This window comes from Auraticoccus cholistanensis (assembly GCF_009742705.1).
GTDB classification, from domain to species: Bacteria; Actinomycetota; Actinomycetes; order Propionibacteriales; family Propionibacteriaceae; genus Auraticoccus; species Auraticoccus cholistanensis.
This window is the reverse complement of record NZ_WPCU01000010.1, coordinates 17,287-43,148: the sequence shown is the minus strand read 5'-3', so window position 1 is coordinate 43,148 and position 25,862 is coordinate 17,287. Positions and strand designations below refer to the sequence as shown.

Here is a 25,862-nt window from a genome sequence, read left to right as displayed (position 1 = left end):
CTCTTCGTCGTCGTCGGCGCAGGTCGGACGGCGTCAGGCCATCGGGACGCCCAGCGGCGCCGTCCTGAACGAGCCTCCCAGATGGGACACCGTGGGGTCGTCGGCGGGTGTGCTCCCGAGGGGGTGCTCGGCGACCAGGTGGGGCAGCTCGCGCTCCGCGTCGCCCTTGGGGGTGTAGCCCTCGATGGTCGGGTGGTGCACGTCGAACCAGCCGCGGGTGTTGGGCGAGATGCCCCAGACGATGCGGTACTGGCTGGTCCGCTCCTGCAGCCAGGCGAGCAGCATCGCGTCGTGGTCCCCGGGAGAGAACCAGGTGACCAGGGTGCGGGCGCCGGTGGGCTCCGCCAGCAGGGTGCCGATCCGCACCACCAGCACGTCGATGCCGAAGCGGTGGTGGTACAGCGCGCCGAGGGCCTCCATGGTCGCCTTGGAGACGCCGTAGTAGGTGTCGGGCAGCGGCAGGCAGTCGGCGGGCAGGCCCCCGGGCGGGGCGTCGGCGGCCCGGTACCAGCCCACGGCGTGGTTGCTGGAGGCCAGGTGCACCTTGCCGACGCCGGCCTGGCGCGCGGCCTCGAGCACCTTCTGGGTGCCGTCGATGTTGATCTCGAGGATCTCCTGCCAGGGGCGCTCGCGGGGCAGCCCGCCGAAGTGGAGCACGGCGTCGACGCCCTCGGTGGCCCGGGCGAGCAGCTCGGCGTCGGTCACCGAGCCGCGGAACAGCTCGGCGCCCTCGGGCGGGTCCGCCACCTCCCGGACGTCGAGCAGCCGGACCCGGTGGCCGGCGCCGGCGAGCGCGTGCGCGGCGCGTGAGCCCAGGTAGCCCGCGCCTCCGGTGATCAGCACCAGCTGGTTCATCGTGAGTCGTCCTCGTCTCTTCGGGGTGGGGTCCTGGTGTCGCGCACCTTAGCCTGAGCGGGGCCGAGCAGGGGAGGGGGACGTGGGCCCGGCCGGGGCGTAGGCCATCATCGTCGCCATGCGCACCATCGGCTACGCCTACCCCTGGGACCTCACCGAGGACCCCCGCCGCCGCGACCGCATCCTCTCCCTCGGCGTGGACGCCGTGGCCGTGGCCGGCGCCTACCACGCCGTGCGGGCGGCCACCCCCAGCCACCCGCGCCACCGGGTCAAGGACGCCCGCCACGCCGCCTTCTACCGCCCGGTCGAGCCCGCCCGCTTCCAGACGCTGGTGCCCGCGCCGGCGAGCTGGACCGAGGTCGAGGACGCCTTCGGCGAGGCGGTGGCGACCCTGCACGCCGGCGGTACCCGGGCGCTGGCCTGGACCGTGCTGACGCACTCCAGCGAGCTGGGTGAGCGCCACCCCGACCACACCGTGGTCAACGCCTTCGGCGAGGGGTACCCGTGGGCGCTGTGCGGCAGCTCCGAGGACGTCGTCGAGCTCGCCGCGGCGCTGGTGGGGGCCCTGGCCGCGGGCACCGACCTGGACGGCTTCGTGCTGGAGGCCCTCGGCCACCTGGGCTTCGAGCACGGCAGCCGGCACGACAAGACGATGTCCTACACCGCCGCCGACCGGGCGCTGCTGTCGATCTGCTTCGCCCCGGCGTGCCGGGCGCTGCGCGACGACCGCGGGGACGAGCTCGCCTCGGCCGTGCGGGCGGCGCTCGGCCCCGACGCGCCGCCGCGGGCGGCTGACGCGACGCTGGAGGAGGTGCTGGCGCCCGAGCTGGCCGCCGCCGTCAGCCGCGGCCGGGAGGCGGCGACGGAGCGGATGGCGTCCAGGGTGGCGGCGGCGCTGCCCGCAGGGGAGGTCCACCTGCACGCCAGCCCGGACGTCCACTCCACCGGCCCGTTCGCCCCGGTCGTGCCCGCGCTGCGCGGTCTGGGCCCGGGGACCGCCGTGGCCGCCAGCGCCTGGGGCTCCCCGGAGCGGATCGAGCGGCAGGTGCGGGCGCTGGCCGGCGCCGCCGGCGGCGCCGAGGTGGGTGCCTACCTCACGGTGCTGGAGCCGGGCTCGCCGCCGCTCGCCGAGCAGCTGGAGCGAGCCGCGGCCGCGGGCGCCACCACGGCGCACGTCTACCACCTGGGGCTGTGCTCGGAGGCCCAGCTCGACGAGGTGGCGGCGGTGCTGGCCGGCGGCTGAGCCGGGTCCGCCCGGTTGAGTCGTTTCAACGCCGAGGTCCGGACGCACTAGGCTCAGCCCCAGGTCGCGCGCCGTCCGTGCCACGTCCCGGTTCGTGGCAGATCAGCACCGTGGGCGGTGCCGCGCGGCCCCGAGCGGAGAGAGAGGTGACGGCGCCCGATGAGGATCGCGCTGTTCATCACCTGCCTGGCCGACGCGATGTTCCCCGACGTGGGGCGCGCGACGACCACGCTGCTGAGGCGCCTGGGCCACGAGGTGGTCTTCGACGCCGACCAGGTGTGCTGCGGGCAGATGCACGTCAACACCGGCTACCAGGCCGAGGCGCTGCCCATGGTGGAGCGCTTCGCCGACCTCTACGCCGAGGCCGATCTGGTGGTGGCCCCGTCCGGCTCCTGCGTGGGCTCGGTGCGCCACCAGCACCCGCTGGTCGCCGACCGGTTCGGCTCGCGGTCGCTGCAGCGCCAGACGCGCAAGGCCGCCGAGCACACCTACGAGCTCTCCGAGCTGCTGGTCGACGTGCTGGGTGTCACCGACGTCGGGGCGCACTTCCCGCACCGCGTCACCTACCACCCCACCTGCCACTCGCTGCGGATGCTGCGGGTGGGCGACAAGCCGCTGCAGCTGCTGCGGGCGGTGGACGCCATCGACCTGGTCGAGCTGCCCGGCGCGGACCAGTGCTGCGGCTTCGGCGGCACCTTCGCGGTCAAGAACGCCGACACCTCCACGGCGATGCTGGTGGACAAGATGCGGGCCGTGCTGGACACCGGTGCGGAGTTCTGCACCGCCGGCGACTCCTCCTGCCTGATGCACATCGGCGGCGGGCTGAGCCGGGCCCGCGCCGGTGCCCGGACCATCCACCTGGCCCAGATCCTGGCCTCCACCGCCGAGGACCCCTTCCAGCCCGACGTCGCGCCGGGCTCGGTCACCGCCGACGCGCCGGTGGTCGCCGCCCCGCGGCGGAGCGGAGGGGTGGCATGAGCACCGTCCTGCTCGGCATGCCGGGTCTGCCGCCCGCCTCGCCCCGCGGCACCGGCAACCTCCGCGGCGACGAGGCCTTCCCCGACGCCGCCCGCTCGGCCCTGGGCAACGCCCAGCTGCGCCGCAACATCGCCCACGCGACCACCACCATCCGCGGCAAGCGGGCCGCCGTGGTGGGGGAGCTGCCGCACTGGGAGCAGCTGCGCGAGGCGGGCCGGCAGCTGAAGAGCCACACGATGGCCCACCTGGACGAGTACCTGGTCCAGCTGGAGGCCGCGGTCACCGCCCGCGGCGGCGTGGTCCACTGGGCCCGCGACGCCGCGGAGGCGAACCGGATCGTCACCGAGCTGGTGCGGGCCACCGGCAGCGACGAGGTGGTGAAGGTCAAGTCCATGGCCACCCAGGAGATCGGGCTCAACGAGCACCTGGAGGCCGAGGGGATCGCGGCGGTCGAGACCGACCTGGCCGAGCTCATCGTCCAGCTCGGGCACGACAAGCCGTCCCACATCCTGGTGCCGGCCATCCACCGCAACCGCACCGAGATCCGCGAGATCTTCCTGCGCGAGATGGGCGACGCCCCCGCCGACCTGACCGACGAGCCGTCGGCGCTGGCCGCGGCGGCCCGGCGGCACCTGCGCCGCAAGTTCCTCTCCGCCCGGGTGGCCGTCAGCGGTGCCAACTTCGCCGTGGCCGAGACCGGCACCCTCAGCGTGGTGGAGTCCGAGGGCAACGGCCGGATGTGCCTCACCCTGCCGCAGACCCTGATCACGGTGATGGGGATCGAGAAGGTCGTGCCGCGGGTGCAGGACCTCGAGGTCTTCCTGCAGCTGCTGCCCCGCTCCTCCACGGGTGAGCGGATGAACCCCTACACCTCGATGTGGACCGGCGTCACCCCCGGCGACGGACCCCAGGAGTTCCACCTGGTGCTGCTGGACAACGGCCGCACCCGGGTGCTGGCCGACGAGCACGGCCGCGACGCCCTGAACTGCATCCGCTGCAGCGCCTGCCTCAACGTCTGCCCGGTCTACGAGCGCACCGGCGGGCACGCCTACGGCTCGGTGTACCCGGGACCGATCGGGGCGGTGCTGAGCCCGCAGCTGACGGGGGTGGAGGACAACGCCTCGCTGCCCTACGCCTCCTCGCTGTGCGGCGCGTGCTACGACGCCTGCCCGGTGAAGATCGACATCCCCAGCATGCTGGTGCACCTGCGCGCCGAGCACGTCGAGGAGCACCGGCGCCAGAGCCGGACGCCGGCGGTGGAGTCGGTGGTGATGCGGACGCTGTCGTGGGTGATGGGTCATCCGCGTCGCTGGACGGCCGCCGCCCGGATGGGCCGGCTGGGACGTCTGCTGCGCGGCCGGCGGGGGACCATCGGTGCCCTGCCGGGTCCGGTCGTCGGCGGCTGGACCAGCGCCCGCGACCTGCCGGCGCCGCCCACGCAGACCTTCCGCGACTGGTGGCGGGGTCAGGAGGACCAGAAGTGAGCAGCCCGGACGCCGGCTCCGCCCGCGAGGAGGTGCTGGGCCGCATCCGCCAGGCGCACACCGCCGCCGCCCCGCAGCCCTGGCCCTACGACGACATCGACCGGGGCTACCGCGAGCCCGAGCGGGCGACCGCGCTGACCGGCGAGGCCCTGGTCGAGCTGCTGGTCGACCGGCTGGTCGACTACAAGGCGGTCGTGCACCGGTGCGCCGCCGACGCGGTGGGGGAGACCGTCGCCGCGCGGCTGGCCGGGCGCGGCGCCCGCCGGGTCGTCGTCCCGGTGGGGCTGGACCCGTCGTGGCGCACCGCCGAGGTGGAGTGGCTGACCGACGAGCCGGCCCTGACCGTGGACCAGCTGGACGGGGCCGACGCCGTGGTGACGGGGTCGGCGGTGACGGTGGCCCTGACGGGCACCATCGTCCTCGACGCAGGCCCGGACCAGGGTCGCCGCGCGCTGACCCTGGTACCGGACCACCACGTCTGCGTGGTGCGTGAGGAGGACGTGGTGCACGGCGTCGGCGAGGCGCTGACCCGTCTCGACACCGGTCGCCCGCTGACCTGGATCAGCGGCCCCAGCGCCACCAGCGACATCGAGCTGAGCCGGGTCGAGGGCGTGCACGGCCCACGGCTGCTGGACGTCGTCCTGGTCGGGAGCTGACTGCCTGGCGGCAATCCCCTGGCGGGGCCGGGCGGTGCGGACCAGCATGGGCCCATGAGCGAGTCCCCGACGCGGTGGACCAGGGCCACCGTCTACCCCGACATGTGGGTCGACCCGGACGACGACCCGCGCAACAGCGACGGCCCCAGTCCGGACGGTGAGCTGGCGACCCTGCAGGAGTACCTGCGCGACTACCGGATCACCCTGCGGATGAAGTGCGAGGGTCTGGACGCCGAGCAGCTGGCCCGCCGCTCGGTGCCGCCGTCGACGATGTCGCTGCTCGGGCTGGTGCGCCACCTCGCCCAGGCCGAGCGCGACTGGCGCGGCTGGATCGCCGAGAGCGACCCGCCGCCGAAGCTGTACGGCCCCCGGGATGCCGACTTCGACGGCGCGGTGGCGGACCCGGCCGTGGTGGAGGCCGCCTGGTCCGCGCTGGCCGAGGAGCAGGCCGCCACCGACGCGGTGCTGGCGGCCCACGCCGACCTGGGGGAGCGGCTGGGCCCGGAGCAGATCGCCGTCCGCGACCTGATGGTGCACCGGATCGAGGAGTACGCCCGCCACTGCGGGCACGCGGACCTGCTGCGCGAGTGCGTCGACGGTCGCGTGGGTCAGTGAGGGCGACGCGGATCGGTGAGGCGGCGGCGAGCGGTGAGGTGGGCGCCCGGGTCCGTCCCGCGGGTCGACGTGCTCGTCCCCCGGCCGAGGCTGTGGCCAGGTGGTGGTCGAGGGAGGTGACGTGAGCGGGAGCCGGGTCCACGTCTGGTGCCCGGAGCGCGGCGTCTCCTGGGTCGCCGGCGTGGAGCCGGCCCGGTGCACCGAGCCGGGGCACCGGCACCAGCGGCACGAGGTGCACCGGCACCGGGACGTGGTGCTGCTGCCCGACCGGACGCCCGTCACGGCGGTGTCCTTCGACCCCGTCGAGCCCTACGCCCGGGACCGGCCCCCCGACTTCGCCCTCTACCTGGACCCCCGCTGGCGGCCGGGCTGGCCGCACGACCACCACGCGTGGCCGGACCTCGGCGTGCCCGACGACGCCTCCGCCGCGCTCGCCGCCCTGGCGGCGCTGCTGGCCCGGGCGCGGGACGGCGAGCAGGTCGAGATCGGGTGCCTCGGCGGCCACGGGCGCACCGGGACCGCGCTGGCCGCGCTGGCCGTGCTCACCGGCGAGGACCCCCGCTCAGCGGTGGCCTGGGTGCGGGCGCGGTACTGCCCGATGGCGGTCGAGACCGCCGAGCAGGAGGAGTGGGTGGCCTCGCTGCCTCCCGCGACCGGCTGACCGATCCTCTTTACATCGATGAAATCGTGTGCCTATGGTGCCGGGACCGCAGCGACGACGCTGCCCGGGAGGAGAACCATGAGCCTGTCCATGACCCGACGCACCCTGCTGGCGGGTGGCCTGGCCGCCGTCGCCGTCCCCGGCTCGGCGGTGGCGCGCGACCGGTCGCCGGTCCCGCCGACGTGGGTGAGCGCCTCCGTGCACGACCCCGACCTGGTCCGCTCGGGACGCTGGTCCTACGTGTTCGGCTCCCACGCCGCCTTCGCCCGGACCGACGACCTGCTCCGCTGGGAGCAGCTGGGCGGGGACGGGCTGGCCGCCAGCCCGCTGTTCGAGGACGGTCCTGCCGAGCTGGCCGAGGCGCTGAGCTGGGCCCGCGCCTCGACGCTGTGGGCCCCGGGCGTCACGCAGCTGCGCGACGGGCGCTGGGCCTACTACTACTGCGCTTGCGAGGGCACCTCACCGCGCTCGGCGATGGGCCTCGCCGTGGCCGACCAGGTGACCGGCCCCTACCGCGACACCGGGCTGCTGCTGCGCTCGGGCATGGGCCAGGGCGAGGAGGACCCGACCAGCGAGGACGGCACCCCCTACGACGCCCGGGTGCACCCCAACGTCATCGACGCCGACCTGGTCACCGACGCGGAGGGCCGGCCCTGGATGGTCTACGGGTCCTTCTCCGGCGGCATCTTCCTGCTCGAGCTCGACCCGGGCACCGGACGGCCCCTCCCGGGGCAGGGCTACGGCCAGCACCTGATGGGGGGCAACCACGCCCGGATCGAGGGCCCGGCGGTGCTGCACCACCCGGGGAGCGGCTGGTACTACCTCTTCGTCACCTTCGGCGGGCTGGACGCCCACGGCGGGTACAACGTGCGGGTCGCGCGGGCCCGCGAGCTCGCCGGGCCCTGGCGGGACGTCGAGGGCACCGACATGTCGACCGTGCGCGCCGACCCCGACCTGCCGCTGTTCGACGACGCCTCGATCGCCCCGCACGGGGTCAAGCTGCTCGGCAACCACCAGTTCCGGGCGCCCGACGGCACGCCCGGGCACGGCTACGTCTCGCCGGGAGGGGTGTCGGCCGAGCTGGATCCCACGACGGGTGAGCCCTTCCTCGTCTTCCACACCCGCTTCCCCGGCCAGGGCGAGCGGCACGAGCTGCGCACCCACCCGATGGCGCTCACCGCCGACGGCTGGCCGCTGGTGCTGCCGCTGCCGCACGACGGGCGACGCGACCCGCGCCCGGTCCGCGGCGCCGACGTCCCCGGCCGCTACCAGGTGGTCCACCACCGCAAGCCCATCACCGCCGACGTCGCCACCCCCGTGGAGGTGGAGCTGCACCGCGACGGCCGGGTCAGCGGCGGGCTGCAGGGCCGCTGGCGCCCGTCGGGTCGCTCCCGGGCCGTGCTGGACGTGCAGGGCGGGCGGCACCAGGTGGTGCTGGCGCGGCAGTGGAGCGCCGACGCCGACGGGATCCGCACCACCTTCGCCGCCCTCGCCCCCGACGGCACCACCCTGGCCGGCATCGCCCGCTGAACCGCGGCCCCGGCCGGGCCCGCCCGCGACCCGGGCGCGCCCGTCACGGGAGGATGGGGTCATGGACACTCCCACGCCGACCCGGTCCGACCCGGCAGCCGAGGTCGTCGAGCTCTGCCGGCGGCTGATCCGCTTCGACACCTCCAACTACGGCTCCGACCCCGGACCGGGGGAGCGGGCGGCGGCGGAGGACGTCGCCCTGCTGCTGGACGAGGTGGGCATCGGGTCCCGGCTGTACGAGTCCGAGCCGGGACGCACCACGCTGGTCGCCCACTGGGAGCCGGAGGGCTGCGACAGCTCGGTCTCGCCGCTGCTGGTGCACGGCCACCTGGACGTGGTGCCGGCCGACGCCGCCGACTGGACCTACCCGCCCTTCGCGGCCGAGGTGGCCGACGGGTGCGTCTGGGGCCGCGGGGCGGTGGACATGAAGGACTTCGACGCCATGCTGCTCAGCGTGGTCCGCGACCGGGTCCGCAGCGGCCGGCCGCCGCGGCGCCCGCTCCGCATCGTGCTCACCGCCGACGAGGAGGCCGGCGGTGCCAAGGGCGCGGTGTGGCTGGCCGAGAACCACCCCGAGGCGCTGGAGGGGTGCGAGGAGGCCATCGGCGAGGTCGGCGGCTACTCGATCACCGTCCGCGACGACCTGCGGCTGTACCTGGTGCAGACCGCCGAGAAGGGCATCGCCTGGCTCAACCTCTTCGCCGAGGGGCGGGCCGGCCACGGCTCCTTCCGCCACGAGGACAACGCGGTCACCGAGCTCGCGGCCGCCGTGGCCCGCATCGGCGGCCACCGGTGGCCGCAGCGGGTCACCGCCGCGCAGCAGGCCTTCCTGGAGGCGGTGGCCGAGGCCTTCGAGGTCGAGCTCGACCTCGACGACGTCGAGTCCCTGCTGTCGCGGCTGGGCAGCATCAGCCGCATCGTGGGCGCCACCATGTCCAACACCGCCAACCCGACCCGGCTCGCGGCCGGCTACAAGCACAACGTCATCCCGGGCCGGGCCAGCGCGGCGGTGGACGGGCGCTTCGTGCCCGGCTACGAGGCCGAGTTCTTCGAGACCATCGCCGAGCTGGCCGGCCCGCGGATCCGGGTCGAGACCGAGCAGCACGAGCGCTCGGTCGAGACCGAGTTCGCCGGCGACCTGGTGGAGGCGATGAAGGCCAGCCTGCTCACCGAGGACCCCGGCGCCCGGGCGGTGCCGTACCTGATGAGCGGCGGGACCGACGCCAAGGCCTGGGACCGCCTCGGCATCCGGAGCTTCGGCTTCGCCCCGTTGCGGCTGCCGCCCGAGCTCGACTTCGCCGGCATGTTCCACGGCGTGGACGAGCGGGTGCCGGTGGAGTCGCTGGAGTTCGGCGCCCGGGTGCTGGACGCCTTCCTGGACCGCGCCTAGGGACCTGCCCGGGGCGGCGACCCGCCCCGGGCTGCTCCGTCGCGGTGCGGACCCGCGCCGGCGGGGGACGGACGGGCCGGGCAGATCTACCTGCTCGGAACTTGTGGACGCGGCGTCCACTATGTGCTTATATGGACGTAACGTCCACATCACACCAGAGGAGCAGCCATGAGCACCACCCAGAGCCGCGTCGCCCTCGTCACCGGCGGATCGGGCGGCATCGGCCGCGCCGTCGTGCGGCGCCTCGCCTCCGACGGCTTCGACGTCGCCGTGCACTACGTCGGGAACGCCGCACGAGCCCAGGAGGTCGTCGAGGAGGCCACCGCGACCGGGAGCCGGGCGATCGCCGTCGGCGGGGACGTCGCCGACGAGACGGCGATGGCCGAGGCCTTCGACGCCGTGCAGGCCGAGCTCGGCGGCGTCGACGTGGTCGTCAACACCGCCGGCGTGATGGTCCTCGGCCCCATCGCGACCTTCGACCTCGACGCCCTCGACCGCATGCACCGCACCAACATCCGCGGGACGTTCGTGGTGTCCCAGCTCGCGGCGAACCGGCTCCGCCGGGGTGGCGCGCTGATCAACTTCTCGACCAGCCAGACCCGGGCCCAGCACCCGACCTACGGTCCCTACGTCGCCAGCAAGGCCGCCGTCGAGGGCCTGACGCTGGTGCTGGCCCGCGAGCTGCGGGGACGGGACGTCACGGTGAATGCCGTCGCCCCCGGGCCGGTCGCCACCCCGCTGTTCCTCGACGGCAAGGACGAGGAGACCGTCGCCGGTTTCGCCCGCCTCGTGCCGCTCGAGCGGCTGGGAGAGCCCGCCGACGTCGCCGAGACCGTCGCCTTCCTCGCCGGCCCCGCACGCTGGGTCAACGGCCAGGTCCTGTTCACCAACGGCGGGCTCGTCTGACCCGACCGCGCACCCCCTCCCAGCCCCCCCTCCCACCACGCAGGCCCGTCCCACACGCAGAGGAGCAGCACACCATGTCCGAGAAGATCGTCCTCATCACCGGGGCCTCCAGCGGCTTCGGCGCTCTCACCGCCCGCGCCCTCGCCGACGCCGGGTCCACCGTGTACGCCGGCATGCGGCACACCGACGGGCGCAACGCCGCCCAGGTGCGGGCCGCCGCCGACTACGCCCGTCAGCACGACGTCGACCTCCGTGCCCTCGAGCTCGACGTCGGCTCCCAGGACTCCGTCGACGCGGGGGTGGCGCGCGTCCTGGCCGAGCAGGGGCGCATCGACGTGCTGGTCCACAACGCCGGCCACATGGTCGTCGGTCCCGCCGAGGCCTTCACCCCGCAGCAGCTGGCCGAGCTGTACGACGTCAACGTCCTGTCGACCCAGCGGGTCAACCGGGCGGTCCTGCCGGGTATGCGGGCACGTGGCGCGGGTCTGGTCGTCTGGGTCTCCAGCTCCAGCGTCAAGGGCGGCACCCCGCCGTACCTGGCCCCGTACTTCGCCGCCAAGGCCGCGATGGACTCCCTGGCGGTCAGCTACGCCGGCGAGCTCGCCCGATGGGGTGTCGAGACCTCGATCGTCGTCCCGGGCTCCTTCACCCGCGGCACCAACCACTTCGCCCGCAGCGGGAGGCCCGCCGACACGGCGGTCGAGGCCGCCTACGGAACCCGGTACGCCGGCCTGGTGGACCAGGTCGCGCAGAAGCTCGCCGCTCTGGCCCCGGCGGACGCGGAGGCCACCATGGTGTCGGACGAGATCGCCCGGGTGGTCTCGCTGCCCGCGGGGCGGCGCCCGTTCCGGGTCCACGTCGACCCGGCCGACGACGGTTCGCAGGAGGTCTCCGAGGTGGCCGACCGCGTCCGCCGGCAGTTCCTGGCCCGGGTCGACCTGTCCGACCTGCTCGAGGTGGCGTCCCGGCCGGGCTCCGCCCCCGCGTGAGGTCGCCCAGGAGGGGGCGGCGCCCGCCGGCCGCCCCCTCCCGGCGTCGGGCGTCCCTAGACTCCCGATGGCCATCCCGGCACAGGAACGAGGACGAGTGAGCACGCCACAGGACGCCAGCACGACACCGCGCCCACGGGGGAGGGGCCGCCGCCCGGCCGACGAGGTCCGCGCGGACGTCCTCGCCACGGTGGGCCAGCTGATGCTCACCGAGGGCATCGCGGAGCTGACCTTCGAGCGGGTCGCGCGTCTCGCCGGGGTCAGCAAGACCACGCTCTACAAGTGGTGGCCCTCCCGGGGAGCCCTGGCGCTGGACGGCTACTTCCACGCCGTCGAGAACACGCTGGCCTTCGACGACACCGTGGACGTCCGCGAGGACCTGCGCCACCAGCTGCACTCCTTCGCCGACGTGATGACCACACCGGGAGGACGGGCGCTGCTGCAGCTCATCGGCGAGTCGCAGACCGACCACGACCTGGCGAGCGCCTACCGCGCGCTGTACTCCTCCGGCCGGCGCGAGCTGGCCTACCAGCGGCTCCGCCACGCCCAGCGCGACGGCCAGATCCGGGACGAGGTCGACGTCCGTGTCCTCGTCGACCAGCTCTGGGGGGCGGTGTACCACCGCCTGCTCATCCGCGACGAGCCCGTGACCCCCGCCTTCCTCGACGCCCTGGTGGACAACCTCTTCGACGGCATCGCCCCGCGCTGACCGGGCGGGGCGGCGCCCGGGGCTGCCGCGGCGGGTCGGCCGGAGTAGCCTGCACGCCATGTCCGTGCAGGGAGTGGAGTACGAGGTGCGCCGGGTCCGGCTCGACCGCGACCTGTCCCGCAACGCCGTCCGCCGGCTGCTGACCGACCACGCCGAGTACGGCGGCTGGGAGCTCAGCCGGCTGCGGCGCTACCGCGACGGCAGCCGGGAGGCCTGGATGCGCCGCAAGATCATCCGGGTCCGCCGTCCCGACGACTTCTGGCCGGTGGGCGCCGACGTCGGCTGAGGCGGTCCTGCCCGCCGGTCAGGCGTCCCGGGCCGACAGCGGACCGCCGCTGACGTCGTCCAGCGCGCGGGCGATCTCCTCGGGCAGCTCGAGCTCCTCCACCGACAGGCAGGCCTGCAGCTGGCTGACCGTGCGGGCCCCCAGCAGCGGGGCCGTCACCGTGGGGGCGTCGCGCACCCACAGCAGCGCCACCTGCAGCGGGGTGAGGTCGAGGCCGTCGGCCGCCCTGGCCACCGCCTCCACCACCGCCCGCGAGCGCTGCTCGAGGTAGGGCTCGACGAACCAGGCGAAGTGGTCCGAGGCGCCGCGGGAGTCGCGCGGCGTGCCGGTGCGGTACTTGCCGGTCAGCACCCCGCGGCCCAGCGGCGACCACGGGAAGAAGCCCATCTCGAAGGCCCGCACCGCCGGCAGCACCTCGATCTCCGCGCGCCGGGCCAGCAGCGAGTACTCCACCTGGGTGCTCACCACCCGGGCGCGGCCCGGCACCGCCCGCTGCCAGGTGGCGGCCTGCGCGGTCTGCCAGCCCACGTAGTTGGAGACCCCGACGTAGCCCACCCGGCCCGAGCTCACCGCCTGGTCCAGCGCGGCCAGCGTCTCCTCCAGCGGCGCCTGGCCCCAGGCGTGCACCTGCCACAGGTCGATGTGGTCGGTGCCGAGCCGGCGCAGCGACCCGTCGAGGTCGCGGAGCAGGGCGCGGCGCGAGGTGTCGACGACGCGCTCGCCCTCCCGGACGCCGAAGCCGGCCTTGGTGGCGATCACCAGCTCGTCCCGCGGCACCACCCGGTCCAGCATCGAGCCGAGCATGGACTCCACCGCCCCCGACCCGTAGGCGGCGGCCGTGTCGACGAGCGTCCCGCCGGCGTCCACGAAGGTGGTGAGCAGGTCGCCCGCGGTGTCCAGCGAGACGTCGCGACCCCAGGTCAGGGTGCCGAGACCGAGCCGGGAGACGCTGAGCCCCGAGGCTCCCACCGAACGCTGCCGCATGGGCTCCGACCCTAGACCAGCCGGCCACCGCCTCCGGCCAGCCGGACGCGGGCGGCGGCTAGGTTGGCGGCCATGCGACTCGGACTGAACCTCGGCTACCTCGTCGGCGGCGACGACCCGGCCGGCCAGCTGCGGCTGACCCGGCACGCCGAGACGCTCGGCTTCGACGTGGTCTGGGCCGCGGAGGCCTACGGCTCGGACTCGCCGACCGTGCTGGCCTGGCTGGCCGGGCAGACCAGCCGGATCCACCTGGGGTCGGCGGTGATGCAGATCCCCGGCCGGACACCGGCGATGACGGCGATGACCGCCGCCAGCCTGGACATCCTGAGCGGCGGCCGGTTCCGGCTCGGGCTGGGCGTGTCGGGGCCGCAGGTCTCGGAGGGCTGGCACGGGGTCCGCTTCGCCCGGCCGCTCGAGCGCACCGCGGAGTACCTCGACGTGGTGCAGGCCGCCCTGCGCGGCGAGACCGTCCGCTACAGCGGCCGGCACCACCAGCTGCCGCTGCCCGACGGGCCCGGCAAGGCGCTCCGGCTGATGGTGCGACCGCGCAGCGAGCAGCTGCCGGTCTACCTGGCCGCCGTCGGGCCCCGGAACCTGCGGCTGGCGGGGGAGCGGGCCGACGGCTGGCTCGCGGTCTTCTACGCCGTCGAGCACGCCGCGGAGCAGCTGGCCGAGATCCGGGCGGGCCGCGAGAGCCGCGGTCTGCAGATGACGGGCTTCGACGTGGTGCCCACGTTCCCCCTGGTGGTCGGCCCCGACGTGGCGGCCTGCGCCGATCCGGTGCGTCCCTACGCGGCGCTGTACGTCGGCGGGATGGGCAGCCGCGAGCAGAACTTCTACAACGCGCTGGCGGTCCGGATGGGCTACGCGGAGCAGGCCCGGGTGGTCCAGGACCTCTACCTCGACCGGCGGCCGCGGGAGGCGGCGGCGGCCGTGCCGGCGGAGCTCATCGACGCCACCTCCCTGCTCGGGGACCGCTCCCGGCTGGCCGAGCGGCTGGCGGCGCTGCGCGACTCCGGGGTCACCACCTGCACCGTCACCCCGTTCGGCCCGGACCTGGAGGCCAGGTGCCGTGCCCTGACCGTGCTGGCCGAGGCCCACGCCACGCTCTGACCGCGGGCGGGGTGACCGCCGCCGGGCGTCCGGGAGGAGGGCTCAGCCCTGCGGCAGGGGTTCCAGCACGCCCGCGAGGAGCAGCCCGGCGACCACCGCGGCCAGCACGACGCGGTAGACGACGAACGGCATGAAGCTGTGGGTGCTGATGTAGCGCAGCAACCAGGCGATGACCGCGTAGCCGACCACGAAGGAGACCACCGTGGCCAGCGCGATGGGTCCCCAGGCGGGCGGGACGGGGTCGGTGCCGACGTCGGTCAGCTTGTACAGCCCCGAGCCGACGACGGCCGGCACCGCCAGCAGGAACGAGTACCGGGTGGCGGCCTCGCGGCGGTAGCCGAGCGCCAGACCGGCGGCGATGGTCGCCCCCGAGCGGGAGACGCCGGGGACCAGCGCCAGGCACTGCGCCAGTCCCATCAGCAGGCCGTCGCGCCAGCTCAGCCGCTCGAGCGGGATCACGTTGCGCGCCAGCCGGTCCGCCACCGCCAGCACCACCCCGAAGCCGGCGAGCATGGCCACCGTCACCCACAGGTTGCGCAGCGCCGTGTCGATGGCGTCCTGGAACAGCAGCCCCAGCACGACGATCGGCACGCTGCCCAGGATCACCAGCCAGCCCATCCGGGCGTCCGGGTCGTCGCGGGGGACGGTGCCGCGCAGCGAGCCGAACCAGCGGGCCACGATCCGGCCGATGTCGCGGGCGAAGTAGACCAGCACGGCGGCCTCGGTGCCCAGCTGGGTGATGGCGGTGAAGGCCGACCCCGGGTCCTCGCCGCCGACCAGCTGGCCGACGATCGACTGGTGGGCGCTGGAGGAGATGGGCAGGAACTCGGTCAGTCCCTGCACGATCCCCAGGATCAGGGCGTCCCACCAGCTCATCGGCGTCTCGTTCCTTCCGTCCGGCCGCAGGCGGGTCCCGGGCCGCGGACCACAGTAGGGGTGAGTGCGGGCCGGCGACGACAGCCCGTGGTCCACGCCGGACGCGCCCCCGGTCGGCCCGCGGGCAGACTGGCGCTGTGACGATCCACAGCGAGCACCCCTTCGCCACCCCCGAGGAGGGGCGCGACCCGCTGCGCCGGCTCCGCGGCCGGCTGCCGTCCCCGGTCACCGTGTGGACCTGCGGCGAGGGGGCGGGCCGGGAGGGCTGGACGCTCAGCTCGGTGCTGCTGGCCGACGGCGACCCCGGCCAGGTGCTGGGGCTGCTGGACGCCGACAGCGACCTCGCCGAGGAGCTGCTGCCCGGCACCCCGCTGGTGGTCAACGTGCTCGCCGCCGGGCAGGGACCGGTGGCCGACGCCTTCGCCCGCCTCGCGCCCTCCCCGGGAGGCCCCTTCCGCACCGGGAGCTGGCAGCAGTCCGAGCACGGTCCCCGGCTCGTCGGCGCCCAGGGGTGGGTGTCGGCCCGGGTGCTCGCCGAGGAGCCGCTGCAGGCGGGCTGGTTCCGGCTGGTCCGTGCGGCGGTCGACGCGGTCGAGGTGGACCCGACGGTGGGCGGGCTGGTGCACCACCGAGGGCGCTACTCGGCCTCCTGAGCCCTCGCCACCGCCGCCCGTCACGGGATACAGTGCGGTGCACCGAGGTTCTGACGAGAGATCGGACGGCTGGCGCCGCGATCTGCGACGAATCCTCGTGAGCGAGAGGGGTCATCGATGACGGAACGGTTCCGGGTCACCTACGCCACGCTGAGCGCGGACAACGAGGAGCTGCACGCCGCCTACGAGGCCGGCGTCGAGCGGGTCCGGTCCTGGCTGGGCACCGAGGTGGCCGCCCCGGGTGACCCCCGGCCCGGCGCACCGGTCCGGGTGGCCAGCCCGGCCGACCCGTCGGTGACCGTGTGCCGCGTCTGCCCGGCCTCTCCGGCGGCCGTGGCGCAGGCCGTGTCCGCGGCCCGGGCCGCCTTCCCCGGCTGGGCCGCGACCCCGTGGCGGCAGCGCGTGGAGCTGCTGCGCCGCTGCGCCGACGCGGTCAGCGACGCCGCCGACGAGCTGGCCGCGCTGGTGAGCGTCGAGGTGGGCAAGAACCGGCTCGAGGCCCTCGGCGACGTCGAGGAGGCGGCGGTGTTCTTCCGCTACTACGGCGACATCATGACCGCCAACGACGGCTACGACGTCGCGATGGACTCGCTGTCGGAGCGGGAGCGGACCCGAAGCGTGCTCAAGCCGTACGGGGTGTGGGGGGTGATCAGCCCCTTCAACTTCCCGGTGGCGCTGGCGGCGGGCCCGACCGCGGCCGCGCTGCTGGCCGGCAACACCGTGCTGGTCAAGCCCAGCCTGCAGGGGACGGCGAGCGCCTGGCGGCTGCACGAGGTGCTGACCGGGGCGGGCCTGCCGGAGGGCGTGCTGCAGCTCGTCCCCGGGGGTGACGAGGTCGGGCGTGCGCTCGTCTCCGCGCCCGACGTCGCCGGGCTGACCTTCACCGGCTCATACCAGGCCGGCATGCAGATCCTCGCCCAGGGCGGGTCGGCCTGGCCCCGGCCGGTGATCACCGAGATGGGTGGCAAGAACCCGGCCGTGGTGGCCGCCTCGGCCGACCTCGACGCCGCCGCCGAGGGCGTCGCCCGCTCCGCCTTCGGCTACTCCGGGCAGAAGTGCTCGGCGTGCTCGCGGGTCTACGTCGAGGCCTCGGTGCACGACGACTTCGTCGCCCGGCTGGTCCGGCGGGCCGAGTCGGCCGTGGTGGGGGACCCGCTGCAGCGCGACACCTTCGTCGGGCCCGTCATCGGGGCTGAGTCGGTGGAGCGCTTCCGCGACGCCGTGGCCCAGGCCCGCCGCCGCGGGCAGGTGGTCGCCGGGGGCGAGGTGCTGACCAGCGAGGAGCTGCCCGGCCACTACGTCGCCCCCACCGTGGTCACCGGGCTGGCCCCGGACGACCCGCTGCTGGGCACCGAGCTGTTCCTGCCCTTCGTCACGGTCGTGCCCGTCGAGTCGGTCGAGGAGGGGATCGAGCGGGCCAACGCGACCGTCTTCGGCCTGACCGCCGGGTTCTTCTCCGGCGACGACGCCGAGGTGGAGGAGTTCCTCCGCCGGGTCGAGGCCGGCGTCGTCTACGTCAACCGGCGCGCCGGGGCCACCACCGGCGCCTGGCCCGGGGTGCAGCCCTTCGGCGGCTGGAAGGGCTCCGGCTCCTCCGGCAAGGCCGGTGGTGGCATCCACTACCTCCCGCTGTACCTGCGCGAGCAGTCCCAGACCGTGGTCACCCCCTGACCGCGGTCCAGAGCAGCCCGCCGTCCCGAGCACCCCGCCATCCCGAGCACCCCGCCATCCCGAGCACCCGAGAGGACGCCCCTGTGACGTCGACCCCCACCGCCCCCACCAGCACCGACCTCACCAGCACCGACGCGGTCGCGACCGTGCCCGCGGCCACCGACGGCGGCCGGACCGTCCCGGAGTGGCTCGCCGGACGGCCGGTGCCGCACCTGGTCACCGAGGTGCCCGGGCCGCGGACCCGCGAGGTGGTGCGCCGCGACCGGTCCGTCACCAGCCCGTCGCTGCCGCGGGCGTACCCCTTCGCGCCGCGGCGCGGCTGCGGCAGCGTGCTGGAGGACGTCGACGGCAACCTGTTCCTCGACTTCAACGCCGGCATCGCGGTCAACTCCACCGGCCACGCCCACCCGCGGGTGCGCCGGGCGGTGCAGGAGCAGGCCGAGGAGCTGCTGCACTACTCGGCCAGCGACTTCTTCCTGCCGGTCTACGGCGAGACGGCGCAGGCGCTGGCCCGGGTGGCCCCGATGAGCGGGCCTGTCCGCGTCTTCCTGACCAACTCCGGCGCCGAGGCCGTCGAGGGCGCGCTCAAGCTGGTGCGGCACGCCACCGGACGCAGCCACGTCATCAGCTTCCACGGCGCCTTCCACGGCCGCACCTACGGCGCGCTGAGCCTCACCTCGTCCAAGGCGAAGTACCACACCGGCTTCGGCCCGCTGGTCCCCGACGTGCACCACGTGCCGTTCGCCGACCCGGCCAAGGTCGCCGCCGGTGAGCCCGACGAGGCCACCTTCGACGCGCTGGAGCGGCTGTTCCGCCACGACGTCGACCCGCGCCAGGTGGCGGCGGTCTTCGTGGAGCCGATCCAGGGCGAGGGCGGCTACATCGTCCCCGGGGAGGGCTGGCTGCGCCGGCTGCGCGACCTCTGCGACGCCGCCGGCATCCTGCTGGTCGCCGACGAGGTGCAGTGCGGGATGGGCCGGACGGGCCGGATGTGGGCCGTCGAGCACACCGGCGTGGAGCCGGACGTGCTGATCAGCGCCAAGGGGCTGGCCTCGGGTCTGCCGCTGGGTGCCTTCCTGGCCCGCGCCGAGCTGATGGAGTCGTGGCCGGCCGGGACCCACGGCTCCACCTACGGCGGCAGCCCGCTGCCCTGCGCCGCCGCGCTGGCCACCCTCGCGGTGATCGAGGAGGAGTCGCTGCTGGACAACGCCGTCGAGCGCGGCGAGGAGGTGCTGGCCGGGCTGCGCGAGCTGCAGCGCCGGCACCCCGACCTGGTGGTGGACGTCCGCGGCGTCGGGCTGATGATCGGCCTGCAGCTGGTGTCGGGAGCCGCGGCCGAGGCGCTGCAGCAGGCCTGCTTCACCCGCGGGCTGCTCGTCCTCGAGGCGGGGGAGGACGTGGTGCGGATGTCGCCGCCGCTGGTGGTCACGGCCGCGGAGGTGCGGACCGCCCTCGGCGTGCTGGCCGAGGCACTGGCCGAGGTGGCCGGCACGGACGCCGCCGGTCCGGCCTGAGGCGCGGGCGGTGGCCGGGCACGTCTTCGCCCGCGGCGCCGGGCTGCCCACGGTGGCCCGCGCCCGGGGGGTCGAGGTCGTCGACACCGACGGCCGCCGCTACCTCGACGCCAGCGGGGGTGCGCTCGTCGTCGGCGTCGGCCACGGCGTCGCCGAGGTGGTCGAGGCGGCCGCCGAGCAGGCCGCCCGGGTGGCCTACGTGCACGGCACCGTCTTCACCTCCGAGGTGCTGGAGACCTACGCCGACGAGCTGGCGGCCGTGCTGCCCGTCGACGACGCCCGCACCTACCCGGTCTCGGGGGGCAGCGAGGCGGTGGAGACGGCGCTCAAGATGGCCCGCGCCTACCACCTGGCCCGCGGCCAGGACCGCTCGGTGGTGGTCGGGCGGGTGCACAGCTACCACGGCAACAGCCTGGGCGCCCTGGACGTCTCCGGCCGCGCCCGGCTCCGCGCCCCCTACCTGCCCTGGCTGGGACGCGCGGTGCACACCAGCACCCCGCAGGAGCACCGCTGCCCCTTCCCCGGCCACCCCGACGGCTGCGGCGCCCGGCACGCCGAGCTGCTCGAGCAGACCATCCTGCGGGCGGGCCCCGACCGGGTCGCCGCCTTCGTCGCCGAGCCGGTGGCCGGCGCCGGGCTGGCGGCGTGCGTCCCGCCGCCGGACTACTGGCCGGCGGTGGTCGAGGTCTGCCGCCGCCACGGCGTGCTGGTGGTGGCCGACGAGGTGATGACGGGGTTCGGGCGCACCGGCAGCTGGTTCGGCTGCGAGGCCGAGGGGGTGCGTCCGGACCTGCTCACCGCGGGGAAGGTCGCCGGCTCCGGGTACTGGCCGCTGGGTCTGGCGGTGGCCAGCGGGCAGGTGCACGACACCATCGGCACCGGGCTGGTGCACGGCTTCACCAGCTCCCACCACGCCGTCGGCGCGGCCACCGGGCTGGCGGTGCTGCGCCACCTCCGCGAGCACGACCTGGTCACCGCCTCGCGGGAGCGGGGCGCCCAGCTGCTGACGCTGCTGCGCGAGCGGCTGGCGGAGCACCCGTGGGTGGGCGACGTCCGCGGCCGCGGGCTGATGGTCGGCGTCGAGCTGGTGGCCGACCGCTCGACCCTCGAGCCCTTCGACCCCGGGCTGCGGCTCACCGAACGGCTGGTGGCCGGCGCCCGCGAGCTCGGGCTGCTGGTCTACCCGGCCGCCGGCTGCGCCGACGGCACCCGCGGGGACGCCGTCCTGCTCGGCCCGCCGCTGGTGATCACCGCGGCGGAGGTGGCCGAGGTCGTCGACCGGCTCGGCCGTGCGCTGGACCGGCTGCTCGTCACGTCCGGGGCGGCGGGGCGTCGCTGAGGTCGCGGGCGAGCCGCCGCTCGTGCAGCACCACCTCGCCCCGGTCGTCGGTCCTCAGCAGCCGGTCGTCGGTCCAGCCGCGGCGCCGGTAGAACCGGGCGGCCCGCTCGTTGCCGCGCAGCACCCACAAGGTGGCGGAGGTGAAGCCCCGCTGCCGCAGCCGCTGCAGCGCCCGCTCGTGAAGCGCGTGGCCCAGCCCGCCACCCCAGTGCTCCGGGTGCACGTAGAGGACGAACAGCTCGCCGCGCGAGCCGTCGGCGGGGGCGTCGGGGTCGGCGGCGGGCCCCACCACCGCGATGCCCCGCACCCGGCCCCCGACCACGGCCACCAGCTCGTCGGTGGTGCGGTCCTCGCGGCGGAGCTGGGTCCGCCAGCGCTCCTCGGCCGCCGCCAGCGGCAGCGCGTCCAGGTAGTCCTGCGGCAGCAGCCCGGCGTAGCCGCGCTGCCAGCCGAGGGTGTGCACCCGGGCCACCGCCTCCGCGTCCGCCGGCTCCGCGGGGCGCACCAGCACCTCCGACCGCTCGACCACCGCGCCACCTCCTCGCACCCGCGTCCGGCTCCCCGCCGACCTCCGCATCGTCTCGCACCACCGGGGCCCGTGTCGGCGCCGACCGGGGCCGCGCACCCCTCTCGCCTAGGCTCGCCCCATGACGACCCTGCTGCTGGTCCGCCACGGCCGCACCACCGCCAACCGGACCGGCGTGCTGGCCGGGCGCACGCCCGGGGTCGACCTGGACGGGACCGGTGTCGAGCAGGCCCGCGCCGCCGGCCGGCGGATCGCCGGGCTGCCGCTGGCCGAGGTCGTGAGCTCCCCGCTGCGGCGCTGCCGCCACACCGCCCAGCTGCTGGTCGAGGGCCGCAGCGACACCGCACCGGTCGTCTACGAGGGACGGCTGACCGAGTGCGGGTACGGCGAGTGGACCGGACGCCACCTCAAGGACCTGGCCAAGGAGAAGCTCTGGCGCACCGTCCAGGAGACGCCCTCGGCCGTCCGGTTCCCCGGCGGTGAGGCGATGACGGAGATGTCGGCGCGGGCCGTCGCGGCCGTCCGCGACCGCGACGCCGCCCTCGCCGCCTCCGCCGGGGACGGCGCGGTCTGGGCCGCGGTCAGCCACGGCGACGTCATCAAGGCCGTGCTGGCCGACGCCCTCGGCATGCACCTGGACGCCTTCCAGCGGATCGTGGTCGACCCCGCCTCGATCTCGGTGATCCGCTTCACCGCCGGCCGCCCGTTCGTGGTGGCGATGAACACGACCGCGGGCGACCTGTCCCACCTGGCCCCGCCTCGGGGCCGGAGCCGCCGTCGCACCCCGCCGGCGGACGCGGCCGTCGGCGGCGGCCTCGGCAGCACCGAGTAGGCCCGCGAGCACCGAGCGGGCGGGGCAGCCGACCCACGTAGGGTGGTGCTCATGGCGATCGTCGTTCACCGCTACGAGGCCCCGGACCGGTTCGTCGCCGGCACCGTCGGGGAGCCCGGGGAGCGGACCTTCTTCCTGCAGGCGCGCGAGGGCAACCGGATCACCAGCGTGGCCTGCGAGAAGCAGCAGGTGTCCGTGCTGGCCGAGCACCTGGAGCGGGTGCTGGACGAGGTGGTGCGCCGCACCGGCGGCCGGGTCGACGTCCCGCCGCCGCGCCAGGTGCCCGACGACACCCAGCCGCTCGACGCCCCGATCACCGAGGAGTTCCGCGTCGGCACGATGACGATCGCCTGGGACTCCGAGGACAACCGGATCGTGATCGAGATGTTCTCCAGCACCGACGCCGAGGTCTCCGGGCTCGAGCTCACCGAGGACGACCCCGAGATCGAGGCCGAGGTGGTGCAGGCGATGGAGGAGGAGCGCGCCGAGGAGGTCTTCGTGGTCCGCATCACCCCGCGCACCGCCCGCGACTTCGTGGCCCGCGCCCAGGCCGTGGTCTCGGCCGGGCGCCCCTCCTGCCCCTTCTGCCTGCAGCCGATGGACCCCGAGGGCCACATCTGCCCGCGGGCCAACGGCTACCGGCGCCCGCTGTTCTGAGACGACGTGGCTGAGGACGGGCCGGAACCGGTCGAGATCGAGCCCCTGGACGTCGACCCGCTCGACGTCGACCTCTCCGAGGGCGAGCTGGAGGTGCTGGGACGGCTCCCCACGGCCTCCAACGGCACCTTCCTGTCCCGGCTCTGCCGCGCCGACGGCGACCTGCTGGCGGTCTACAAGCCGATCGCCGGGGAGCGTCCGCTGTGGGACTTCCCCGACCGCACCCTCGCGCTGCGCGAGGTCGCCGCCTACGAGCTGTCGAGCCGCTGCGGCTTCGACGTGGTGCCCTGCACCGCGCTGGTCGAGGGGCCCCTCGGGCCCGGGTCGCTGCAGGCGTGGGTGGCCGGCGACGACGCCGGTGAGGACGTGGTCGACCTCCGCCCGGTCGACGAGGCCGAGCAGCCCGGCTGGTTCGCGGTGCTGGAGGGCATCGACGCCGCCGGCGACGACGTGGTGGTCGTCCACGCCGACGACGCGCGGCTGCGCCGGCTGGCCCTGTTCGACGTGGTGGCCAACAACGCCGACCGCAAGGGCGGTCACGTCATCGGCCACCGCGGCCGGCTCTTCGGGGTCGACCACGGGCTCACCTTCCACGCCGCCCCCAAGCTCCGCACGCTGCTGTGGGGCTGGGCCGACGCCGAGCTCACCGACGACGAGCGCGAGGTGCTGCGCCGGGTGCTGGCCGACGGGGCGGCGGCGGTCGCGCACCTGCTGGCCGAGGACGAGGTGGCGGCCCTGCTGCGACGGGTGCGCACCCTGCTCTCCCGCGGCCGGATGCCCGACGTCGACCCGCACCGCCCGGCGGTGCCCTGGCCCCCCTTCTGACCTCCGGGCGGTCGTGCCCGGGCTGGGCGGTGGCGGCCCGCCGCCGCCGGAGTGGATAGGTTGACGACCATGCATGCCTGGAGCGCCCCCAGCGTCCCCGTCCTCCCGCCGCTGCCGGAGGTGCCGGTGCTGCTGCACGACACCACGACGGGCGCCCGCGCCGAGGTGGGGCCCGCGCCCGCCGACGGCGCCGCGGCCCGGTTCTACGTCTGCGGGATCACCCCCTACGACGCCACCCACATGGGCCACGCCAACACCTACGTGGCCTTCGACCTGCTGCACCGGGCCTGGCGGGACCGCGGGCTCGACGTGCACTACGTGCAGAACGTCACCGACGTCGACGACCCGCTGCTGGAGCGCGCCACCGCGACCGGGGTGGACTGGACCGAGCTGGCCTCGCAGCAGACCCAGCTGTTCCGCGACGACATGGAGGCCCTCAACGTCATCCCGCCGCGCCACTACGTGGGTGCGGTGGAGTCGATCGAGCTGGTGCACCGGCTGCTGGCCACGATGCCCTCGGCGCTGTACCAGGTCGACGACCCCGAGCACCCCGACTGGTACTTCTCGGTCCGCGACGCGCAGGGCTTCGGGTCGGTCTCGGGGCTGGACCCCGAGCAGATGGCGAGCGTGTTCGCCGAGCGCGGCGGCGACCCCGACCGCCCGGGCAAGCGGGACCCGCTGGACTGCCTGGTGTGGCGGCTCGCCCGTCCCGGCGAGCCGTCCTGGCCCAGCCCGCTGGGGGAGGGACGTCCCGGCTGGCACATCGAGTGCACCGCCATCGCCCTCGCCCACCTCGGGCCCTCCTTCGACGTGCAGGGCGGCGGCTCCGACCTGGTCTTCCCCCACCACGAGATGTGCGCCGCGGAGGGCGAGGTGGCGTGCGGGCAGCCGTTCGCCCAGCACTACGTGCACAGCGGCATGGTGGGCCTCGAGGGGCGCAAGATGTCGAAGTCGGAGGGCAACCTGGTGCTGGTCTCCCGGCTGCGCGAGCAGGGCGTCGAGCCGGCCGCCATCCGGCTGGCGCTGCTCTCGCAGCACTACCGCAGCGACTGGTCCTGGACGCCGGAGCTGCTGGCTGCGGCCGAGGAGCGGCTGGCCGCCTGGCGCTCGGCGGTGGCCCGGCCCAGCGCGCTCGGTGCGGAGGAGACCGTGGCCGAGCTGCGCCGGGCCGTCCGCGACGACCTCGACGCCCCCGCCGCGCTGGCCGCCGTGGATGCCTGGGCCGCGGCCTCGGCCACCGTCGACGGCGACGACGCCGAGGCGGGCGCGCTCGTCACCCGTGCGGTCGACGCGGTCCTCGGCGTCCGGCTCTGATCCCGCGCCCGGCCCGCGGCACGACACCGGCGACCCGCAGGCCGTAGGGTCACTGGCGTGAACGACCCCGGCACCGAGCCCACCGCGTCTGGGCCGACGAGCACCGCGTCCGAGCTGAAGACCTTCGAGGAGCTGTTCGCCGAGCTGCAGCACCGGGCCCGGACCCGTCCCGAGGGCTCCGGCACCGTGGCCGCCCTGGACGCCGGCGTGCACGCCATCGGCAAGAAGGTGGTCGAGGAGGCCGCCGAGGTGTGGATGGCCGCGGAGTACCAGTCGCGCGACGAGGCCGCGGAGGAGATCAGCCAGCTGCTGTACCACCTGCAGGTGCTGATGATCAGCCTCGACCTGGGGCTGGACGACGTCTACCGCCACCTCTGAGCCGACTAGGGTTGCCAGCCGTGAGCCGTCCTCTCCTGCGTGTCGCCGTGCCCAACAAGGGCTCGCTGTCCGAGTCCGCCGCCGAGATGCTGCGCGAGGCCGGGTACCGGCAGCGCTCCGACACCAAGGAGCTCGTGCTGGTCGACGAGGCGAACGGGGTCGAGTTCTTCTACCTGCGTCCGCGTGACATCGCCACCTACGTCGGCGAGGGGACCCTCGACTGCGGCATCACCGGCCGCGACATGCTGCTCGACTCCGGCGCCGCCGCCGACGAGGTAATGCCGCTGGGGTTCGGCGCCTCCCGGTTCCGCTTCGCCGCCCCCGCCGGTCGGGAGCTGACCGTCGCCGACCTGCAGGGTCTGCGGGTGGCCACCTCCTACCCGGGCCTGGTCCGGGCCCACCTGGCCGAGGCCGGCGTGGAGGCCCGGCTGATCCGCCTGGACGGTGCCGTGGAGAGCGCGATCCGCCTCGGGGTGGCCGACGTCATCGCCGACGTGGTCGAGACCGGCACCACGCTCCGCCAGGCCGGCCTGGCGCTGTTCGGGGAGCCGATCCTGCTGTCGGAGGCCATCGTGATCCGGCGCTCGGAGGCCGCCGAGCCGGAGGGGCTGTCGACGCTGCAGCGCCGGCTGCAGGGGGTGCTGGTCGCCCGCAACTACGTAATGCTCGACTACGACGTGAGCGCCGAGGCGCTCGAGCACGCCACCGGCCTCACCCCCGGGTTCGAGTCCCCGACCGTGTCGCCGCTGGCCCGCGAGGGCTGGTACGCCGTCCGTGCCATGGTCCGCCGGTCCGAGGCGCAGACCATCATGGACGACCTCTGGGAGGTGGGTGCCCGTGCCATCCTCGTCACCGACATCGCCGCCTGCCGGCTCTGA

General features: G+C 75.2%; 27 protein-coding genes. 23 read left to right on the top strand and 4 right to left on the bottom strand.

All coding sequences use genetic code 11. The annotated features are described in order from the left end of the window. Window positions 1-33: 33 nt before the first annotated feature. Window positions 34-855: an NAD-dependent epimerase/dehydratase family protein gene (locus GC722_RS13735; RefSeq protein ID WP_156611146.1), complete on the bottom strand. Its 822-nt coding sequence runs from the start codon at window positions 853-855 to the stop codon at window positions 34-36. A 118-nt stretch (window positions 856-973) separates the two neighbouring features. Here GC722_RS13735 and GC722_RS13730 point away from each other — a divergent pair, with 118 nt between their 5' ends. The 12 genes from GC722_RS13730 to GC722_RS13675 all read left to right on the top strand — a co-directional run bounded on the left by GC722_RS13730 (window position 974) and on the right by GC722_RS13675 (window position 12,302). Then, window positions 974-2,098, top strand: coding sequence for a hypothetical protein (locus tag GC722_RS13730; RefSeq protein WP_156611144.1), 1,125 nt, complete (start codon window positions 974-976; stop codon window positions 2,096-2,098). 159 nt (window positions 2,099-2,257) lie between these two features. Further along, window positions 2,258-3,076: a (Fe-S)-binding protein gene (locus GC722_RS13725; protein WP_156611142.1), complete on the top strand. Its 819-nt coding sequence runs from the start codon at window positions 2,258-2,260 to the stop codon at window positions 3,074-3,076. Beyond that, window positions 3,073-4,560 (top strand): LutB/LldF family L-lactate oxidation iron-sulfur protein, encoded by a 1,488-nt coding sequence (locus tag GC722_RS13720; protein ID WP_156611140.1) that lies wholly within the window; start codon window positions 3,073-3,075, stop codon window positions 4,558-4,560. Before GC722_RS13725 ends, GC722_RS13720 begins: the two co-directional genes overlap by 4 nt. Then, window positions 4,557-5,216 (top strand): LutC/YkgG family protein, encoded by a 660-nt coding sequence (locus tag GC722_RS13715; protein WP_331714831.1) that lies wholly within the window; start codon window positions 4,557-4,559, stop codon window positions 5,214-5,216. Before GC722_RS13720 ends, GC722_RS13715 begins: the two co-directional genes overlap by 4 nt. Before the next feature lie 54 nt (window positions 5,217-5,270). Then, window positions 5,271-5,831, top strand: a complete 561-nt coding sequence (locus tag GC722_RS13710) for a DinB family protein (RefSeq protein WP_156611138.1) — start codon at window positions 5,271-5,273, stop codon at window positions 5,829-5,831. A gap of 121 nt (window positions 5,832-5,952) precedes the next feature. Continuing rightward, window positions 5,953-6,492, top strand: coding sequence for a protein-tyrosine phosphatase family protein (locus GC722_RS19330; RefSeq protein WP_197430167.1), 540 nt, complete (start codon window positions 5,953-5,955; stop codon window positions 6,490-6,492). 78 nt (window positions 6,493-6,570) lie between these two features. Next, window positions 6,571-8,022, top strand: coding sequence for a glycoside hydrolase family 43 protein (locus tag GC722_RS13700; protein WP_156611136.1), 1,452 nt, complete (start codon window positions 6,571-6,573; stop codon window positions 8,020-8,022). A 61-nt stretch (window positions 8,023-8,083) separates the two neighbouring features. Next, complete coding sequence (locus tag GC722_RS13695; protein ID WP_156611134.1) at window positions 8,084-9,412, top strand: M20/M25/M40 family metallo-hydrolase; 1,329 nt, start codon at window positions 8,084-8,086, stop codon at window positions 9,410-9,412. Window positions 9,413-9,580: 168 nt separating this feature from the next. After that, on the top strand, window positions 9,581-10,318 hold the full coding sequence (locus GC722_RS13690; RefSeq protein ID WP_156611133.1) for an SDR family oxidoreductase: 738 nt from the start codon (window positions 9,581-9,583) through the stop codon (window positions 10,316-10,318). A gap of 74 nt (window positions 10,319-10,392) precedes the next feature. Beyond that, on the top strand, window positions 10,393-11,307 hold the full coding sequence (locus tag GC722_RS13685) for an SDR family NAD(P)-dependent oxidoreductase (protein WP_156611131.1): 915 nt from the start codon (window positions 10,393-10,395) through the stop codon (window positions 11,305-11,307). Between the two features lie 97 nt (window positions 11,308-11,404). Then, a complete protein-coding gene (locus GC722_RS19020) occupies window positions 11,405-12,016 on the top strand; it encodes a TetR/AcrR family transcriptional regulator (protein ID WP_331714830.1) in 612 nt (203 codons plus the stop codon). A 58-nt stretch (window positions 12,017-12,074) separates the two neighbouring features. Then, window positions 12,075-12,302, top strand: a complete 228-nt coding sequence (locus GC722_RS13675) for a DUF5703 family protein (protein WP_156611127.1) — start codon at window positions 12,075-12,077, stop codon at window positions 12,300-12,302. 18 nt (window positions 12,303-12,320) lie between these two features. On the opposite strand, the gene GC722_RS13670 is transcribed toward GC722_RS13675, so the two are convergent. Further along, the gene (locus GC722_RS13670) at window positions 12,321-13,286 is read right to left on the bottom strand and encodes an aldo/keto reductase (protein WP_156611126.1); all 966 of its coding nucleotides are present in this window, start codon (window positions 13,284-13,286) and stop codon (window positions 12,321-12,323) included. A gap of 72 nt (window positions 13,287-13,358) precedes the next feature. On the opposite strand from GC722_RS13670, the gene GC722_RS13665 reads away from it, so the two are divergent. Continuing rightward, window positions 13,359-14,399: an LLM class F420-dependent oxidoreductase gene (locus GC722_RS13665; protein ID WP_156611124.1), complete on the top strand. Its 1,041-nt coding sequence runs from the start codon at window positions 13,359-13,361 to the stop codon at window positions 14,397-14,399. Between the two features lie 42 nt (window positions 14,400-14,441). Here the strand turns inward: GC722_RS13665 and GC722_RS13660 are convergent, their stop codons facing one another. Beyond that, window positions 14,442-15,275 (bottom strand): undecaprenyl-diphosphate phosphatase, encoded by an 834-nt coding sequence (locus GC722_RS13660; RefSeq protein WP_156611121.1) that lies wholly within the window; start codon window positions 15,273-15,275, stop codon window positions 14,442-14,444. Between the two features lie 137 nt (window positions 15,276-15,412). Between GC722_RS13660 and GC722_RS13655 the strand changes: the two genes are divergently transcribed. The 4 genes from GC722_RS13655 (at window position 15,413) to GC722_RS13640 (ending at window position 20,452) form a co-directional block, all read left to right on the top strand. Further along, window positions 15,413-15,928 (top strand): flavin reductase family protein, encoded by a 516-nt coding sequence (locus GC722_RS13655; RefSeq protein ID WP_331714829.1) that lies wholly within the window; start codon window positions 15,413-15,415, stop codon window positions 15,926-15,928. 117 nt (window positions 15,929-16,045) lie between these two features. Further along, a complete protein-coding gene (locus tag GC722_RS13650; protein WP_156611119.1) occupies window positions 16,046-17,599 on the top strand; it encodes an aldehyde dehydrogenase family protein in 1,554 nt (517 codons plus the stop codon). Between the two features lie 83 nt (window positions 17,600-17,682). Continuing rightward, on the top strand, window positions 17,683-19,113 hold the full coding sequence (locus GC722_RS13645) for an aminotransferase class III-fold pyridoxal phosphate-dependent enzyme (protein ID WP_197430166.1): 1,431 nt from the start codon (window positions 17,683-17,685) through the stop codon (window positions 19,111-19,113). 10 nt (window positions 19,114-19,123) lie between these two features. Then, window positions 19,124-20,452 (top strand): aminotransferase family protein, encoded by a 1,329-nt coding sequence (locus GC722_RS13640; protein WP_197430165.1) that lies wholly within the window; start codon window positions 19,124-19,126, stop codon window positions 20,450-20,452. On the opposite strand, the gene GC722_RS13635 is transcribed toward GC722_RS13640, so the two are convergent. Next, window positions 20,424-20,981 carry a GNAT family N-acetyltransferase gene (locus tag GC722_RS13635; RefSeq protein ID WP_197430164.1) on the bottom strand — a complete coding sequence of 186 codons (558 nt, stop codon included), beginning with the start codon at window positions 20,979-20,981 and terminating at the stop codon, window positions 20,424-20,426. The genes GC722_RS13640 and GC722_RS13635 overlap by 29 nt on opposite strands. Window positions 20,982-21,099: 118 nt before the next feature. On the opposite strand from GC722_RS13635, the gene GC722_RS13630 reads away from it, so the two are divergent. From GC722_RS13630 to hisG, 6 genes are all read left to right on the top strand, one after another. Then, complete coding sequence (locus GC722_RS13630) at window positions 21,100-21,810, top strand: MSMEG_4193 family putative phosphomutase (RefSeq protein WP_156611114.1); 711 nt, start codon at window positions 21,100-21,102, stop codon at window positions 21,808-21,810. 51 nt (window positions 21,811-21,861) lie between these two features. Further along, complete coding sequence (locus tag GC722_RS13625; RefSeq protein ID WP_156611112.1) at window positions 21,862-22,467, top strand: DUF3090 domain-containing protein; 606 nt, start codon at window positions 21,862-21,864, stop codon at window positions 22,465-22,467. Between the two features lie 6 nt (window positions 22,468-22,473). Next, window positions 22,474-23,292, top strand: a complete 819-nt coding sequence (locus GC722_RS13620; protein ID WP_331714828.1) for an SCO1664 family protein — start codon at window positions 22,474-22,476, stop codon at window positions 23,290-23,292. A 69-nt stretch (window positions 23,293-23,361) separates the two neighbouring features. After that, window positions 23,362-24,606 (top strand): cysteine--1-D-myo-inosityl 2-amino-2-deoxy-alpha-D-glucopyranoside ligase, encoded by a 1,245-nt coding sequence (gene mshC, locus GC722_RS13615; protein ID WP_156611110.1) that lies wholly within the window; start codon window positions 23,362-23,364, stop codon window positions 24,604-24,606. A gap of 114 nt (window positions 24,607-24,720) precedes the next feature. After that, on the top strand, window positions 24,721-24,984 hold the full coding sequence (locus GC722_RS13610; RefSeq protein WP_156611985.1) for a phosphoribosyl-ATP diphosphatase: 264 nt from the start codon (window positions 24,721-24,723) through the stop codon (window positions 24,982-24,984). Window positions 24,985-25,004: 20 nt separating this feature from the next. Further along, a complete protein-coding gene (gene hisG, locus GC722_RS13605; RefSeq protein WP_331714827.1) occupies window positions 25,005-25,862 on the top strand; it encodes an ATP phosphoribosyltransferase in 858 nt (285 codons plus the stop codon).